This window comes from Shewanella waksmanii (assembly GCF_043643685.1).
Classification (GTDB): domain Bacteria; phylum Pseudomonadota; class Gammaproteobacteria; order Enterobacterales; family Shewanellaceae; genus Shewanella; species Shewanella waksmanii_A.
The window spans coordinates 160146-176999 of record NZ_JBHZSN010000003.1 but is presented as its reverse complement, the minus strand read 5'-3'; the positions used below and the strand labels follow the sequence as shown (position 1 = coordinate 176999).

The following is a 16854-nucleotide window of genomic DNA, read 5'->3' as shown; positions in this document are numbered from 1 at the left end:
GTTATTTTTTATTGTTGATGATTGGTCGCGTGTCGGTGCCATACCACAGTGAGATATTGCCCGTTAGGCGAGATACTGAGTCTCGACGGCGTATGGTGCTTAGCCGTCGGTGGCGTGAGCTGGGCCAGAGTTTGCCATTGAGATAACGGCATGCCTTGATACTGAGCTACCCTTAACTCATTGTTATACATGTTAAATAGCCAACCATTTTGCGACCAAGCGTAGTCTTCACTGCCACCGGTTAGGGCGATAATGTCTTGATGGCTTTGCTTAAGCGGATCAAATGCCTTGATCACCCAATCGCCATCGGTCTGTTTATGTAGGTAGCTAAATTGTTGCCCATTAGGCATGGCATGGATGCTTCGACCTGCATTGCTGACTACAAAGTGACGTTCATCGGCTTGTTCATTGGTGGGTTCAAAATACAAACTGTAGGCGTATCGAGCCCATATTAAGGTGCCCAGCTTTGGATTGTGAGCATAGTAGCCGGCAGGAATAAATGAATTAATCAGTCTTGTTTCTGCTTGGTTTGGACCTTGTTGCCAGACGCTTTGATGGGGAATGCCTTGCTCTACCACGTAGGTCAGCTGGTCTTGGTTCCACTGGGGAGAAAACTCACCGCGATTTGCTGTATCGGTTAACTGCGTATGTTTGCCTGTGGCGATTTCATACTGGTAGATATCGGTAAAACCGTCACTATTGCCTCGATTTGAGGCAAACACCACTGCCTGACTGTCTGGGCTAAAGCTGGCTTGATTGTCATAGCCCGCACGTTGGGTGATAGCGGTTGGTTCTTGGCTAACCTCCCAGTTAGGTTGGTCTGCTGTCGGCGCGGTGAGTGAGTAAAGGTAGATGTCATAGCCATCTGCTTGGGCGTGACTCAGCGGCAATATTAACGCCACAGCGATGGTGACTAATCTGCTGAGTAGCGAGTTTAGGCTAGCGACTTGTCGCGAGAGTAATGACACCTAATTGACCTTATTGATGAGTACGTAGATGGCATTAGGTTATCGCATTGTTTGAATAATGTATACAATTTGATTGGCAACAATAAAACCCAGCATGGCTGCTGGGTTTTTCGTTTAGGCTTTGGCTGTTTGCTCTTCTTCCTCTGGTGTGCTGATGTCGGCATCGTGCTGTTCACCGGTTTTCAGCTCTTGAATCACATGATCGACAAAACCGGCACCGGCGGCTTCATAGAGGTTAAATACGCTATCAACCCCAGCAGATTTCAAAGAACTTGCATCTTCACTGTACTGAACAATGGCACTTATCTTACCTTGATAATTCAGGCGCTGTAGTTGCTCTACAGCAAACTGATTACCAATGTGGTGAGGCATGGCAAGTAGCACTAATTCGAGGTTAGGTGCGTGTTCAAGTTTTTCCCAAAAGTCGGTATCAGAGGCGTCACCTTGCACAACATTGCGGTTATTTTCCTTATGAAAATCGACCAGCTCCTGTTTATGCTCAACCCCTAAGATCTCGCCACCAAACTTGGCAGCCAATTCATCGTAAGCCCCACTACCAATACGGCCCATACCAAGGATCAAGAATCTTGGGTTACCAACGCGAATCGGCCTGTCTTCCATATGTAATGGATGACGTTCTAGCTTTTGCAGGCGGTTTTGCTGACGTTGATAAAGCTTATTGGCAATATTGTTCAGTGGCGCGGCAAATAAGAAACTAATACTCAGTGCCACCGCAAGAATCACCATCCACTGCGGCGGTAGCCAACCTTTAGAAGTCGCGACCGCGGCGACAATGAGTCCAAATTCACTGTAGTTACCTAAGGAGAAAGAGCTCATTAACGCGGTGCGCGAACGCAAGCGGAAAAAGGTTAGCAAGTATAGGAAAAGCAGTACTTTAACTGGGATAGCAAACACCAATAAGGTCGCTAATCCAATATCTGAGAAGGTGGGGAGTCCATTTAACCCGACAGTGAGGAAGAAGGCCACCAGGAACAGTTCTTTAAAGTAAAATAATGACTTAGCCAATTCCGATGATTTAGGATGACCAGCGAGCAAGATACCGATAACCAAGGCGCCTAAATCTGGCTTTAATCCCACTAATTCAAATAGCCAAGCGCCCATGACCAGTGCCATCACCAAACCAAATAACACCAGTAGCTCGCCATGGCCGACTTTATCAAATGCGCGATAGATAAGCGGTTTAGCCAGCGGTAATAACAATAAGCCTAGTGCCCAAATGGTAGGGAAATCACCTTTTGAGATGGTGAGGAAGGCAACGGCAAAGATATCTTGCATAATCAAGATACCAATGGCGACGCGGCCATAGAGTGATTGCATATCACCTTTATCTTCGAGGATTTTAACGGCGAAGATGGTACTGGAGAAACTCAGCGCAAATGCCAGTAATGCTAGCTGCTCTATCTCCATGCCACTGAGCTGCTCAAGGCCGATTAAGCCGAGCAGTTTTAGTAGTGGAATGAAAAACAGCATGGACCCCATTAAGTGCAGGCTTGAGCCCGCTAATACTTCCGCTTTAAACAAGCTTTTAAGGTCAAGTTTAAGCCCGATAGCAAACAGTAATAAGGTGACCCCAAGTTCCGCTAACTGCTCTAGTAACGGTAAGCTAGATTCATCTATTCCAAATAGAAACAGTGCAAAGCCTGCAACTAAATAGCCGATCAGTGGTGGCAGTCCTACTCTGCTCACCAACATACCGCAAGCTAAGGTAATAAGAAGAATCGCGGGTTCCATGTCGCTCCTGAATTTTAGGTAGGGGTAAATACCTATTATTGTATAAGATTTCTGTTAACTTTAAATGAAATTTAATCAAGAAACTTGTATCAAAATGGTGTTTTTTGCGCTAGGGAAGCCGTGATTTAGTCATAAACCGAAAAAGCCTCCGCAAGGGAGGCTTTTTATTGCTGTTGCCGTGCTTAATCGATTAACAGATCAAGATGGTCAGCAAAGGCTTTAGGACGCATAAATCCGGTCACTCTAAGTTCATCACGGACTTCACCTTGGGCATCAAACATCAATAGTGTTGGTAAGCCGAGCACGTCATAGTGCTCTAATAGCTCAATGTCGATGTCGTCGTTACGGGTGACGTCAGCTTGCAAAAACACTAGCTTAGCGAGGCGCTCTTGCACTTCTGGCGCTTTAAAAGTGATGTTCTCAAACTCTTTACACGCGACACACCAGTCAGCGTAAAGATCGAGCATCACCGGCTTGCCTTGAGCCGTTGCCGCTGCAATCTCTTGCTCAAGATCTGCAAGGGATTTTATCTTCTTGTGGGTGATGTGTGTGCTAGTTTGCGCTTGCTTAGCCACTGGGGTTTCGTAGCCTAGCGATGCCATGACAGCTTGGAAACCGTAAGAGAAGCTAGCCAACAGCAATAACAATAAACTGACTGAACGAACCGTTTGTTTCCAGTTAAACTCTGTCAGCTTGTTTTGGTGCATTAGGTAGCCCGCAAGGCTGATGCCCCAAAGAGACCACAGCACATCAGAAACAGTATCTGGCCAAATACGACCAATCATCACCACTGAAACGGCGATAAGTAGGAAACCAAATACGGTCTTGATGACATCCATCCAGGCGCCAGCACGAGGCAGTAATTTACCTCCCGATGAGCCAATAATTAATAACGGTAGCCCCATGCCCATGCTGAGTACATACAGTGCCAAGAAGCCTTGTAATAAATCACCGGTTTGAGCCACATACACTAACGCACCTGATAGCGGCGCGGTGGTACAAGGTGAAGCGACTAAGCCAGAGATGACGCCCATTAGGAACACACCCGCGACATCGCCACCTTTTTGGCTGTTAGAGACATTGTTGAGCTTTTCTTGCCAGCGAGATGGCAGCTTAATCTCATACAAGCCAAACATCGACAAGCTCAGTAGCAAGAATAAGACGGCTAAGAAAATCAATACAGCAGGGTGTTGCAATGCCGCTTGATATTTCATGCCTGCCGAGGCGACGATAAGTCCAAGCAGCGAGTAGGTAATCGCCATACCTTGCACGTATACCATCGAAAGGCTGAAGGCTTTTGCGGTAGACAGTTTCTCACCTTGACCAACAATGATACCCGATAAAATGGGGTACATTGGGAATACACAAGGGGTTAAGGCTAAACCGATACCTAAACCAAAGAAAATCACTAAGGTCCATAGTAGGTTATCACCAGACAACATGGCACTAAGGCTGTCTTGTTGAGTGATAGGCGCACTGCTGGTGGGCTCTGCGACTTCGGCTTGCTGAGGCAGTTTACCCTCGTTGGGGGCGACTTCAGCTAAAATTGCGCTGCGCTTGGTGGGTGGGAAACACAATTTGCCTTCTGCACACCCCATAAAAGTGACATTTAATGTGGCTTCACTGCTGGCTTCTTTAAGTGCGATGGGGATATCAACATAGGTGTAGTACACCTCTTGCTCACCGAAATACTCATCAGTGTGTTCTTTACCGCGAGGAAGCTGGATCTCACCTATTTTGGCACCGTCTGCTTCAAACTCCAGTTTGTCTCGGTACATGTAGTAGCCATCAGCAATGACCCAGCTGACTTTGACTTGATTCCCTTGTTGCTCGAAGTCGAACACAAAGGCTTCATCAACGGGCATGAGCTTAGGTTCATCTTTTAGAAAGCTGAATTTATTACTGCTAAAAATGCCATTGGCATCAGCCGTTGGCGCTAAGAGCAACAAAGCGGAGAGAAAAACAAACAGGATTTTTTTCATGAGAGTGTCGTTTCTTTTATCCAATCTAAATAGGCGGCAGAGCCGTGAGTGATTTCGGTTGCAATTAGCTCAGGTACATCAAAAGGATGCAACTGGGTAATTAAGGCTTCGATATCGGCATAATGGCTTTCGAGGCATTTAATTTGTAATTGAAATTCTTGATCGTTACACATTTCACCTTGCCACATGTACAGCGAAGTGATGGGACCATTGATATGGACACATGCGCCAAGCTTTGCTTGGATTAACGCTGTTGCAATGGTTTCTGCCGTAGCCATATCGGGGCAACTGGTACAGACAACTAAGCAAGTTTGTTTCATGGTGATATGTAGTTTCTCACGGTCATTAAAACTGAGTTAAGCCATAGGGCTTATGCTAGCCTGACTAACGCCAATAAATGGTTTAGTGGGCTCTACTTTACGTGTTTTACGCTATCCTTGCATTAAGGGTTCACTAAAATAGTGAGACAGTCGATATTTCTGTTACGCTTGTTGTGATCTTATCGACTTGAAAATAGACCTATCAACCCCCATTTATGTTACAAGCAGCTAGCGAAAAAATTGAAATTGTGAGGTCAGTGTGTTTTTTATCTTGTTGATAATTTTTGTTTTGGTTCCGGTGTTGGAGCTCAATGTACTGATCCGCGTTGGTGAGTCACTTGGTAGCTGGAATACCGTCGGTTTAGTGATTTTTACTGCTGTGGTGGGCGTTTCTCTGGTACGTAGCCAAGGAATTAGCACACTAATGCAGGTGCAAAAAAAGTTAGCTGAAGGTCAGGCTCCTGGGCAAGAGATTGTTGAAGGAATGATGCTGGCAATGGCGGGCTTGCTGCTGCTAATTCCTGGTTTTGTTACCGATTTCATTGGGTTGCTTCTGTTAACACCGTTTACCCGCAAGCCCATTGCTAAGGTGTTGTATAAGCGCATGCAAATCAAAGTGGCCAATCAAAGTCACTTTCAAGCCGGTCTTGGCCAGGGGCCATTTGGTCAAGGTCCTTTTGGACAAGATCCACGTTCACCCTTTGATCAGAATCAGGGTAACACCTTTGATGGTGATTTTGAGCATAAGCCAGACCCGAGCGATAAACGTCCTGAGTCCCATCAAATCGATGATAAACAAGATCCTAAGTAACCACTTTAGGGTTTTTGGGATAGAAGTTATCCGCTAGCTTGTCGATGACGGTGAATTTTCTGGTGTTTTTATAGGGTAGCTTCATAAAACCTGCGACGCCTTTTCCCTGAATTTTGCCAACATGACTTAAGATGCGGTCTAAACTGCCACGAAAAGCGGCCTGTTTACGCGGGTTGAGCAAACGTAAATAGCTGTGAACTTTCATATGCTGCGGCAAGACTTCGAAAATAATGCAGCCGGTATGGTGTATTTGGTTTATCCACGCAAGCTCAGTCATGATCTCTTCGGGAAGCTCGAGGTTTTCGTCGGGGTCGCGGCCATCTTCAAAATAACTGTGTAACCGAGATCTATCCTCTAGCGATGGTACATCGCCAACCTCAAACGGCAGTTGTTGGTCGGCTGCTATTTCAAATGGCTCATTGGTGTCTTTGCGCTCTAAATGTAAGGTATCGCGTGCGTTAAAGAAGCAGGCCTTAAAAACCCCGATTCGGCGAATTCCCCGAGCCAGTGTCACCATATTATTAACAGCTAATATCAATGCCGATTTCTGCTCACGGTTATACAGCGCCAGATTCGAGTCGATGTAAACACCTGACTCTCGCCAGTGGATAGCTAAGCCGCCAACGATCGCATATTGGCCGAGTCGGCTGACGGCAGCTATAAAGCCTTTTTCAGTGTCTCCCATGCCTGCCATAAAGTTACGGTAGTACTTTTCTAATTGCAGATCGTCCATTTTAGCAATGGGATCGTCGGGGTTATTTTCCCGTAAAAAAGATTTACGTGAGCTGTAGGTAACCGTTTCAACTTCGGCCTTATCAGACAGTTCCCACACGGGAATAATGGCTTGTCTGGGTGCTTGAGGTAAAGCGGGTAAGTGCATGCGATGAGTGTGGAGCATGCTTTTTAAAAAGTAATCACCGGCGCGGTTGCGGATATCAGCATCATCACTGAGCATGCCATCTAGTGTGCGGGCTAACTCCACCGGCAGGCCGATACTGGTTGCGGGAATCACTTTGCTACCAAAACGGCTTGCTTGACCCGAAGCGAGTGCATAAAGGGTGGCAGCAACGCCTTGCTCATCAAATCGTGGGCTCGATAGCGCGCCGTTAAGCTGCTCTTCACCAATAAAATACACATCTCCCATGCGAGCATTGGTATGTTGTTGATCGTTGGACATGACATCCATGACATTACCATTAACCGGATTACCATGGGCATCGCGCTGGGCAAATACCGCCGAGCCCCAATCAATCAGTGATAAATGGCCAGTTTCGCTATCATACACTAGGTTAGAGGGTTTAATATCGCCATGGACTAAGGGGCGGCCATGATGCAGGTATTGCAATATATTGGCTAACTGTCTCGCGATACTCATCACAGTGGCGACGGGCAAGGCGCCAACGCGTAGGCACAGTTGCTCTAGATCTTCGCCTGGGGCTCTGGCCATGACCAAGATCCCCTGCTTGCCGACATGTTCAAATTTGATAACAGGTGGCACGTTAGGGTGTTTGACTTGTGACAGCATGAACGCTTCTTCTTCCAGCCTATCTTGCACATGCTGCGGCAATGTCATGCGTGAAAATTTAAATACATGCGATTGCTGGTGGTTATCGATGCCTGCGAAAACAAAACCGTAGGCTCCTTTACCGATTAACTCGATCTGTTGGTAGCCCAACTTAGTTAATTGCTGCTTACAAAGGCGCATCCACGCTTTATGCTTGCGGGCGTCATCAGCCTTAAGCAGGTAGATAGACTGTTCTTCAGAGATATAAAAGTGCTGCAGCTGTGGGGCATTGATAGCGGCGGTTGTCATGCTGACCTTAACCTGAAAACGTTAGTTAATTTCTACCTTAAAGTGCATGGTTGAGCAAGCAGATTTAATTGAGTTTGCCTGAGTTTCAAACTTGGGCGATGAGCGATGATATCTGTGAGCCCTAGCGGATATTTTCGGAACAGATGTTGACCTACATCAATTCTGTTACAGACACATGCAGGTAGTCTGATACTTAGTAAATCAGTATTCAATAATGGAATTAAATAGGGTAGGAGGGCATATGACATCACTAGATAAAGCCCAGTTAATTGAATTATTAGCATATCCAAGAAAACGTATTGTACAGTCGATGGAGTTGAAGTTTTGCCCCCATGCTGGTTTTTTTAATACCAGTGATGAGCAATGCTTAAACTGTCATCAAGGGATGGAATGCATCTGGATGAATCATAACGATGAACTGGTTGCCGTTGAGAAAAAGTCAGTACAGGAGCTCAAGCAGCAATTGTTGATAGCCGTTGATTTTATTGATTCTAGCCTGACACCTCACCATCTATCACGGCGCAATTGTGAATGTGAAAATTGTGTTTGGCTGCGCCGAGTGCAAAAAGTATTGGATGTACAATAACCGCTTACCTTCCTGTTTATAGCGACGCTAATCAGATAGCAGCCTTTGCACTTTAACGTGCTTGCCTTTAAAGTGGGCTGCTTTACCACAGTTTTATGGTTGGATTATTTGTTAGGAGTCGCTTCATGCAACCCAGTTTTTGGCATGAGAAATGGGCCGCTGCTCAAATTGGTTTTCATCTTGATGCAGTCAATCCCTTATTAATTACATACTGGCCTAAATTGGGCCTTTCTCCATCGAGTCAGGTGTTCGTGCCCCTGTGTGGTAAAACCAAAGACATGTGCTTTTTAGCTGAAAAAGGCCATGAGGTGGTTGGTTGTGAGCTAAATGAGCAGGCGGTGAGCCAGTTTTTTAGTGACAATCAGTTAGCGGTTAGTCAAGTTGCGAGTGGTGAGCATCAGAGTTTTTCAGCGCCGCAAATCACCCTATATCAAGGAGATATTTTTACCTTGCCCACTGAGGCAACAGCCAGTGTGAATGGGTTTTATGATCGAGCAGCGTTAATCGCTTGGCCTGAATCTATGCGTGTAGATTATGCCAAAAAGTTGGCTGAACTGATCCCTCCTAAAAGTATCGGCTTATTGATTACTTTAGATTACCCGCAAGAAACCATTAAAGGCCCACCTTTCGCGGTATCCGATGATTGGGTGAAGACTCATTTAGCGGCTGACTTTACTATTGAGTTATTGCACAGTGAAGATGTACTGGATGACAATCCAAGGTTTGTCAACAAAGGCGTGCCTTGGTTAACTGAATCGGTATATCGATTGGTGAAAAAAGCTTAGCCAATAAAAAAGGCGACCTTAGGTCGCCTTTTTTGTTTATGCCCTAGGCATAAACAGATTAGAAGTTGTAACGAACACCAACAGTGAATACGTTGTCATCTTCTAGGTCAACTTTGTTGCCAAGCACTTTATGGCTACCTTCGTACATTGCATAGTGACCGTAAATCATAGTTGATTTAGCCACTTTGTAGTCAGCACCAACAGTGATAACTTGTACGTCAACATCAGTGCCTTCTACGTCAGTGATGTTTTTGTAGTACTTACCGAAACCGCCTTCGTCTTTACCGTATTCAGCTTTTAGGTTAACGCCGCCTAGGTTATAAGCGATGTTTACGAAGTAAGAATCACCTTCTTGATCAGTAGTTTGGCTTTCAGTGCTTTGGTATAGACCACCTAGCTTGAAGTTACCTAGTTTAACTTGTGCAACACCACGGTATGCATCGATACCACCAATAGTGTTGTATGCAGCAGCAACGTAGAAGTTTTGTGCTTTGAACTTCTTGTCACCGATAGTTGCGCTTACTGCGTACTGATCTTCAGTAGAGTTCTCGTAGTTATCATCCATTAGGTAGGTAGCGTTAATTGTGACTAGGTCAGCAATTTTTGGTGAGTAGTACCAGATACCGTCACCAGAACGAGTTTGACCACCAACTAAACGGTCGATATCAGCGTTAGTGTTACCAAATAAATCGATGCCACCTTCTGATTGCTTGAACACAGTGTCGTTACGACCAACTAATACAGTACCTGCATTAGTTTTTAGACCTAGGTATGTGTTACGCGCTTTGAAAGTATCACCAGAGTTCGTTGTGTTTTCAACTTGGAACTCCATTTGGTAGATAACATCGATGTTCTTAGATAGGCTTTCGCTACCTTTAACACCAATGTGTGAGAAGTTGTTTTCAAAAACAGTACCGTCTTTACCGTTTTGAGTGGTTGCGCCATTGTCTGAGTTAGTTACAGCTAGATCTAGGCGACCGTAGAAGCTTGGACCTTCAGCTAGCGCGCTGAAAGAAGTCATAGCAATTACTGAAGCCACTGAGGCAGAGATTAGTGTCTTTTTCATGTGTTGTGCTCCCAAGAACCGAGGTTCTTCTCCATTTTTTTAATGGTTATTTAGATAGTTTCCATTTTTTGTTGCAAGCGTCCGTTCTTGTAACAAACATAGGGCCGAATTTTACAGTTTTGTGGGTTAAAGAGTGTGGGCTAGATCAAAGTTCTGCTTTCCCATCACGGTTTTGGTTCATTTTTGTGACAAGTTTGTCCTTATTGAGTGTTATTTGCTCAAGTCTTGTAAAAATCTAGCTTTTTTCTATTCCAAAAGGGGTATAAATCATGAACTTTTTCAATATTGCTCTCGCCTTTATAAGGGATTGCTAAAATTGTAGTCTAATTGCTAAAATTTGCTCATTGATGTTGAATCAGGATTGCTGGTTTTTACCGCAGTTTGTTAGTTGAGGGGCCATTTAGCCACTATATGGACGAGCAATTGACAGAGTAGGGGCAAGACGATTTAAAGCTCATTTGCAAGGTTGTTTGTTGGATTAGCCGTAAGTCATCAGGGCATAAAAAAGCACCCATGTGGGTGCATTTTTGTCGCAGTTGAGCCTCAGGTTTAGCGGCTCATTAACGGCGATTAGAAGTCGAAACGCATACCTAGGGTAAAGATATCGTCACTTAAATCTGTGGTAACACCGCCTAGTTTCATGTCGCCATCGTACTTAGTATAGTGGCCATAGAATAGGGTGTTTTTGCTAACACGGTAGTCAGCACCGATGCTGAACTGCTGTAGGTCTACATCAGTAACAGTTTCCATGCCAGTACCTTCAGTGTTACCCACAAAACGGCTTACATATTTGCCTAGACCTGAGTCATCGCTACCGTACATGGCTTTTAGCTTCACATTGCCCATCACGTAGGCGGCGTTGACGAAATAAGTATCACCTTCTAGGTTGGCGTACTTGTCGTCTTTGTGCTCAGTATTTTGATAGAAACCACCAACAATGACGTTGCCAAGTTTAACCTGAGCGACACCGCGATACGCTTTAACATCATCAATACCGTCATTGTATGCAGCGGCAATATAGTAGTTTTGTGCTTTAAGGGCTTTATCACCTAACGTCGCACTTAGAGCATACATGTTACCGGCGTCAATGCGCTCGTCACCGCTGTAATCAACGTAGTTATCTTCGATAAGATAAGTTGCGTTTAGGGTGACTAGATCAGCAATCTTTGGCGAGTAGTAGCTAATGCCATCAGCGGTACGAGATTGACCGGCAGCGAGTAGATCAATATCTGAGTTGGTGTTACCAAATAGGTCAAATCCACCTTCTGATGCTTTGAATACGGTATCGTTACGACCAACTAGTGCAGTACCAGCAACGGTTTTTAAACCTAGGTAGGTGTTACGTGCTGAGAATGTGTCACCAGAGTTATCAAAGTTAGAAACACCGAACTCCATTTGGTAGATCACTTCTAGATCATCATTGATCTTTTCAGTGCCTTTAACACCTAACCAAGAGAAGTTGTTCTCAATGATAGTGCCATCTTTTTGATTTTGTGTGGCAACACCCAGATCTGAGTTGGTGAATGCAAGATCTGCGCGGCCATAGAAGTTTGGACCATCAGCCAAAGCGGTAAAAGAGGTTGCTGCTAAAGCTGAGATAATTGTTGCGGACAGAACAGTTTTTTTCATTTTCATCTTCCTGTAGCGATAAGCATGCACAACTGCACTATGCAGCGGCACGACATTGCTGGACTAAATCGAATCTGGATATGGCTTGTTATTGCCATATTCCTTATGTGTGAGAGCCTGTGTTTGTCGCCTCGCAGTCTGCATAAAACCGCCAATAATTTTTGTGACGATGATCATAAAAACTACTTATAGTGTGATGGTTTTCATGCTTTTTTACATTATGATTCAATAAGTTGCGGGTATTATTAACATGCTTTTTTGATGCGGTTTATTCTGGCTACTTTTGCTAACCTCTATTAACAAATGTCGATGGCTTGCCGGGGATTGTGAAGATTAGCTGTGGGGTTTAGCGGTTGTTTGCGATAAAATTACTCGATAGCGAAATTTGTTGGAGCGTGTTAGTTGAGTGCACTGAGTGAGTCTTATTTAAATCGTTTTGCCGGTATTGGCCGTCTATATGGTCAGGCAGCTTTGCAACAGTTTTCCCAATCACATGTTGCGGTGGTGGGGATCGGTGGTGTAGGCACCTGGGTTGCTGAAGCCCTAGCAAGAAGCGGTATTGCTGAGATTACATTAATTGATTTAGATGACATTTGTGTGACCAATACCAACCGACAACTTCATGCGCTGAAGGACACCATTGGTGACTCAAAGGTTGCCGTAATGGCTGAGCGCATCAAAGCGATTAATCCTGAATGTATTGTCCATGAGGTTGAGGATTTTATTACTACGACCAATTTGAATGAGTATTTTGTCGGTCGTAAACAGCAAGGAACATTGGATTATGTGGTTGATTGCATTGATGCAGTTAAGCCTAAAGCAGCGTTAATTGCTTGGTGTAAGCGACAAAAGTTGCCTATTGTGACTGTGGGTGGCGCTGGCGGTCAGGTTGATCCTACTCAGGTGCAGGTAGCTGATCTTGCCAAAACCCACCAAGATCCACTACTGGCAAAAGTTCGTAACCTGCTTAGGCGTGAGTACAATTTTTCTAAGAACCTGTCTCGACGTTTTAGCATTGAAGCTGTGTATTCCACGGAGCAACTTGTCTATCCTCAAGCCGATGGCAGTGTATGTCACGCTAAAGCAACGGCAGAGGGCAGTATGCGCATGGACTGTGCTTCGGGTTTTGGCGCAGTCACAGTAGTAACGGGTACCTTTGGCTTTGTTGCTGTGAGTCGGGTATTAACCAAACTTGCTCAGCGAGCGAATAAAGCTTGATAGGTCTTTGTTCATCAGTTCGTTAGCACTGAGTTAATCAATCGCAGCAAAATTGATCGATATCTAAGTTTTCTAGTGAGTGGTCTTGATAGACTCGGGCCACTTTTAGCTATCGGTACTCAGTTATGAGCAAACCACTTTTACAACGATTTTTACGTTACGTCACCTTTAATACCCAGTCTGATGCGAGTGTTTCAACCTGCCCAAGTACAAGCGGACAAACTGAATTTGTCCAAGCTTTGGCGGCAGAGCTTAATGAACTTGGGTTTAGTGATGTCAGTTTAAATGAGCACGCTTACCTAACTGCACGGGTTCCTGCGACTGTTGAGAATGTGCCTGCCATTGGCTTTATTGCCCACTTAGACACAGCCCCTGATTATAGCGGTGAGCACGTTAAGCCCCAGATCGTAGAGAACTATGCTGGAGGCGATATCGCGTTGACTGATGGCGTGAGTTTGTCTGTTAGCCAGTACCCAAGTTTAAATCAGTATCTTGGCCAAACCTTGATTACTACCGATGGTCAAACCTTGCTTGGCGGCGATGACAAAGCCGGCATCGCAGAAATCATTACCGCCTTAAAACACCTTATTGATAATCCGCAATTAGCCCACGGAGAGATATTATTGTGTTTTACACCGGATGAGGAGATAGGTCGCGGTGCAGATCGTTTTGATGTAGACGCCTTTGGCGCCGAGTGGGCGTACACGGTAGATGGTGGCGAACTGGGTGAGCTGGAGTATGAGAATTTTAACGCCGCGACGGCAGTGGTTACCGCGACAGGTAACAATTGCCATCCAGGCACAGCCTATGGGGTGATGATCAATGCGCAAACTATGGCGGCACGTTTTCATGCCACCATGCCAATGGCCGACACACCAGAAGGCAGCCAAGGTTACGACGGCTTTTTCCATTTAATTGGCATGCAAGGCGTAACGGAGTCAGCGCAGCTAACTTATTTGATTCGCGACTTTGATCGCGACCAGTTTGAGCAACGTAAGCAGTGGTTACAATCACGGGTAGAGAAGTATGATGCGCAGTTAACTGTTGGCCAGTTGTCGATAACGATGACTGATAGCTACTACAACATGCGAGAGCAAGTAGAGTGCCATCCGCATATTATTGATATCGCAAAATCTGCTATGCACGCTTGTGGTGTTGAGCCCATTGTCAAACCCATTCGTGGTGGCACCGACGGCAGTCGTCTGTCGTTTATGGGCTTACCTTGTCCGAATATTTTTACCGGTGGTCATAATTTCCATGGCAAACATGAATATATCTGTCTTGAATCAATGGAAAAGGCAGTTGAAGTCATTATTGCCATCAGTTGTTTGACCGCCGAGCAGTGCCAAAAGCCCTAATCGCTGATAGCGCTAGAAGCGAGTTAGCAGTATTGCCACTCGCTTAGGGCAGGGGAATAGTGGGCACCTCAATGGGCTCACTACTGGCTGGAAAGCTAATGATAAAGCAAGCACCACCTAGGATAGCTGCCTTGTCTAATTTGATGCTGCCTTTCAGTAACGTTGCGGCATTAAATGCTGCTGATAACCCTAAGCCAGTACCGCCTTTATTGCGGGTTGTGGTGTAAAAAGGCTCGAAAATGTGGGTGGCAGCCTCATCGGATATACCACACCCGTTATCTTGAATTGATATGTTGATAAGCTCATCGTCGAATTCACTTTCTATATAGATGCGTGGCTGTGTTTGCTGGTTAAACGCATGGGCATAGGCATTGGATAATATGTTGGTGACGATCTGTTTGAGTAATTTCTGGTTGGTGGAGATCACTAACTCAGGGTCGACATTAATATCGATATCAACATGTTGATCCGGGTAGATCAGCTTCATGGAATCACAATGGTCTTGTAATGTCTGTTTTAGGTTTAATTGACGTTTCTCTTCTAAACTTTGCTCGGCGGCGACGGTTTTAAACTTTTGAATTAGGCTACTGGCGCGGGTGATGTTACTAATGATCAACTCGCAGCTTTGTTGGTACTCTTCCAAGATGCTGTTGATCTCTTCCAGTGTGGCATTTTCGCTATGAATTAATTCAATTAGCTCTTTAATGTGGACTAATTGCGTGCTGGCAGCCGTCAAACAGATACCTATAGGCGTGTTGATTTCATGGGCCACACCGGACACTAAGCCTCCTAATGCCGCCATTTTTTCTTGCTCTACTAACACCTCTTGGGCTTTTTTCAGCACCAATAAAGATTGCTCCAGTTCTTGGGTACGCTCTTTAACTTGTCTGGCGAGCTCTTCTTTATAGCTGCGCTCTAACTCTAGTAGGCGCTCACGATCGGCCAGGGCATCCTGGAGTTCCTGTTTGGACTTTTTAATGTCATCAAATGATATTCGCAGTTGCTGTTGCATGGTGTTAATGGCGTGGGCAACCTGAGTAAACTCATCCTCTCGATGGTGTTTATCAGTGAAGGTGAGTGGTTCATAGTCGGTATCAATACGGATGTTTTGGCTGTATAGGCTGAGTTTTAATAGGTGGCGGGTAATTTGAAACCACACTAAAAACAGAATAAATCCGGCGACAATAAAGGTTTTAACGGCATTAGATATTAGGATAACAATCGCGCGGTCCAGTAGCTTTTCATAAACCGCACGTAGGTCGGCTTGTACCAACAGTGTACCTACGGGTATCACGTCGTTACCTGAGTTGTATGTTAACGGAAATGACTGCTCGATGGTGTTTTCTGGCATGGGGGTGCCCGCTTCCCATTCTTGGCCACTGTCATCGTTGATGGCGATAAAAGTAATATCCGGCAGTTGGATCAAGCCATCAATTTGAGTGTTGATTAGGCGTTCATCTATGACCCAAATACTTGCTGCTAACACTTCGAGATTGACTTTCTCAATACTCTCAAACTGTTCGGCAATTCGATTTACGTCGCTGTTGTAATCTTTAAACAGCTGAAAGCCGGTCGTCAAAATGGTGATCAACGAGCTAAACAAAATGATCGACAGGGTGAGCTTTCGCCCTATCGGACTTTTGATTAGTTGGCTATTCAATATATGCATGGTGTATTCAGCTTTTCCCTTTGTTAACTGGAATATACCTAGTCTTGGCCAGGTCACCGATTGATATAGTGTTAAGCATAGACGGCTTATGATTTTCTGCTTACCTATCGCGGCAATTTTAACCCCTAGCGGGGTGATGAATGTGTTTGTATTCCTATGGAGACTGTCAAAAATATTTTGGCACTTATTTTGCATTTATCTGACTCAGTACAGATCTTTGACACTGGGTATTTAACGATGGAAAAAGTGGACATCAAAAAGATAAAACAGATCACCCCTAAACAAGTGGTGTTTAATGCCATGTTATGGCTTGCTCTCGTTAGCGCAACCTTGTTGTTTGCTCCCCGCGCTGTGATGGAAACCCTACAACTTGATGGTGTTGTACAAAGTTATGCGCACTATCTGGGATTGGGACTGATTATTGGCGTGGCGTATTTGTTGACCCAAGTTGCTAGCTATTTTTTGGATGAAGCCATTCAATACTTGAAAGCGAAGCGTAATATCGAAGTGATTGAGAAAAAGGTACGTTTACTTGATCCAACTGAACGTGCGCTATTACGTGAGTTCTTTTTGCAAGGCGAAACTATTTTGACCTTGCCAGAAGCAGAACCTGCGGTAATGAGTTTAGTTGAGACCAATATCCTACAATTTATGGGCAATCAACGTCACTACGCTATTCAGGGTTCAACAGCAGATTTTAAGATTTCAATGCAAGCAAGAAGCTATCTAAACCGCCAAGTGTTGCGTTTGCCGGCCGGCGAGCCGAGCCAAGAAGAGATGCAGTTATTGATAAAGGCGCGACCAACATTTGCCAATAGCATCGTGCCACAACGTAAACATGCGGCATAATTAACAGGCAAAAAAATGGGGGCTTATCGAGCCCCCTGCATTAGAACA

At 45.0% G+C, this 16854-nt stretch carries 14 protein-coding genes; 6 read left to right on the top strand and 8 right to left on the bottom strand.

The window, feature by feature from the left end; translation table 11 throughout:
• Positions 1 to 8: 8 nt before the first annotated feature.
• The 4 genes from ACHUFW_RS05865 to cutA all read right to left on the bottom strand — a co-directional run bounded on the left by ACHUFW_RS05865 (position 9) and on the right by cutA (position 5022).
• On the bottom strand, positions 9 to 968 hold the full coding sequence (locus tag ACHUFW_RS05865; RefSeq protein ID WP_394201386.1) for a TolB family protein: 960 nt from the start codon (positions 966 to 968) through the stop codon (positions 9 to 11).
• A 114-nt stretch (positions 969 to 1082) separates the two neighbouring features.
• Positions 1083 to 2720 (bottom strand): cation:proton antiporter domain-containing protein, encoded by a 1638-nt coding sequence (locus ACHUFW_RS05860; RefSeq protein WP_394201385.1) that lies wholly within the window; start codon positions 2718 to 2720, stop codon positions 1083 to 1085.
• 182 nt (positions 2721 to 2902) lie between these two features.
• Entirely contained in the window at positions 2903 to 4702 is a 1800-nt protein-coding gene (locus ACHUFW_RS05855) for a protein-disulfide reductase DsbD (RefSeq protein WP_394201384.1), read from the bottom strand.
• A complete protein-coding gene (cutA, locus tag ACHUFW_RS05850; protein WP_394201382.1) occupies positions 4699 to 5022 on the bottom strand; it encodes a divalent-cation tolerance protein CutA in 324 nt (107 codons plus the stop codon). The genes ACHUFW_RS05855 and cutA overlap by 4 nt, the downstream gene beginning before the upstream one ends.
• 259 nt (positions 5023 to 5281) lie before the next feature.
• On the opposite strand from cutA, the gene ACHUFW_RS05845 reads away from it, so the two are divergent.
• Positions 5282 to 5833: an FxsA family protein gene (locus ACHUFW_RS05845; protein WP_394201381.1), complete on the top strand. Its 552-nt coding sequence runs from the start codon at positions 5282 to 5284 to the stop codon at positions 5831 to 5833.
• On the opposite strand, the gene ACHUFW_RS05840 is transcribed toward ACHUFW_RS05845, so the two are convergent.
• The gene (locus ACHUFW_RS05840; protein WP_394201714.1) at positions 5826 to 7631 is read right to left on the bottom strand and encodes a serine/threonine protein kinase; all 1806 of its coding nucleotides are present in this window, start codon (positions 7629 to 7631) and stop codon (positions 5826 to 5828) included. The two genes, ACHUFW_RS05845 and ACHUFW_RS05840, sit on opposite strands and share 8 nt — an antisense overlap.
• A gap of 256 nt (positions 7632 to 7887) precedes the next feature.
• On the opposite strand from ACHUFW_RS05840, the gene ACHUFW_RS05835 reads away from it, so the two are divergent.
• Positions 7888 to 8232, top strand: a complete 345-nt coding sequence (locus ACHUFW_RS05835; protein ID WP_394201380.1) for a hypothetical protein — start codon at positions 7888 to 7890, stop codon at positions 8230 to 8232.
• A 125-nt stretch (positions 8233 to 8357) separates the two neighbouring features.
• Positions 8358 to 9017 (top strand): thiopurine S-methyltransferase, encoded by a 660-nt coding sequence (locus tag ACHUFW_RS05830; RefSeq protein ID WP_394201378.1) that lies wholly within the window; start codon positions 8358 to 8360, stop codon positions 9015 to 9017.
• 58 nt (positions 9018 to 9075) lie between these two features.
• Here the strand turns inward: ACHUFW_RS05830 and ACHUFW_RS05825 are convergent, their stop codons facing one another.
• Together ACHUFW_RS05825 and ACHUFW_RS05820 are read right to left on the bottom strand one after the other, a co-directional pair.
• Positions 9076 to 10083, bottom strand: a complete 1008-nt coding sequence (locus tag ACHUFW_RS05825; protein ID WP_394201377.1) for a porin — start codon at positions 10081 to 10083, stop codon at positions 9076 to 9078.
• A 570-nt stretch (positions 10084 to 10653) separates the two neighbouring features.
• Positions 10654 to 11712 carry a porin gene (locus ACHUFW_RS05820; protein WP_394201376.1) on the bottom strand — a complete coding sequence of 353 codons (1059 nt, stop codon included), beginning with the start codon at positions 11710 to 11712 and terminating at the stop codon, positions 10654 to 10656.
• A gap of 411 nt (positions 11713 to 12123) precedes the next feature.
• Between ACHUFW_RS05820 and tcdA the strand changes: the two genes are divergently transcribed.
• Both tcdA and pepT read left to right on the top strand, forming a co-directional pair.
• Entirely contained in the window at positions 12124 to 12930 is an 807-nt protein-coding gene (gene tcdA, locus ACHUFW_RS05815; RefSeq protein WP_394201713.1) for a tRNA cyclic N6-threonylcarbamoyladenosine(37) synthase TcdA, read from the top strand.
• Between the two features lie 125 nt (positions 12931 to 13055).
• The gene (gene pepT / locus ACHUFW_RS05810) at positions 13056 to 14288 is read left to right on the top strand and encodes a peptidase T (protein WP_394201374.1); all 1233 of its coding nucleotides are present in this window, start codon (positions 13056 to 13058) and stop codon (positions 14286 to 14288) included.
• A 43-nt stretch (positions 14289 to 14331) separates the two neighbouring features.
• On the opposite strand, the gene ACHUFW_RS05805 is transcribed toward pepT, so the two are convergent.
• The gene (locus ACHUFW_RS05805; RefSeq protein ID WP_394201372.1) at positions 14332 to 15957 is read right to left on the bottom strand and encodes a sensor histidine kinase; all 1626 of its coding nucleotides are present in this window, start codon (positions 15955 to 15957) and stop codon (positions 14332 to 14334) included.
• Between the two features lie 237 nt (positions 15958 to 16194).
• Between ACHUFW_RS05805 and ACHUFW_RS05800 the strand changes: the two genes are divergently transcribed.
• Positions 16195 to 16806 (top strand): superinfection exclusion B family protein, encoded by a 612-nt coding sequence (locus tag ACHUFW_RS05800; RefSeq protein ID WP_394201712.1) that lies wholly within the window; start codon positions 16195 to 16197, stop codon positions 16804 to 16806.
• The last annotated feature ends 48 nt before the right edge of the window (positions 16807 to 16854 follow it).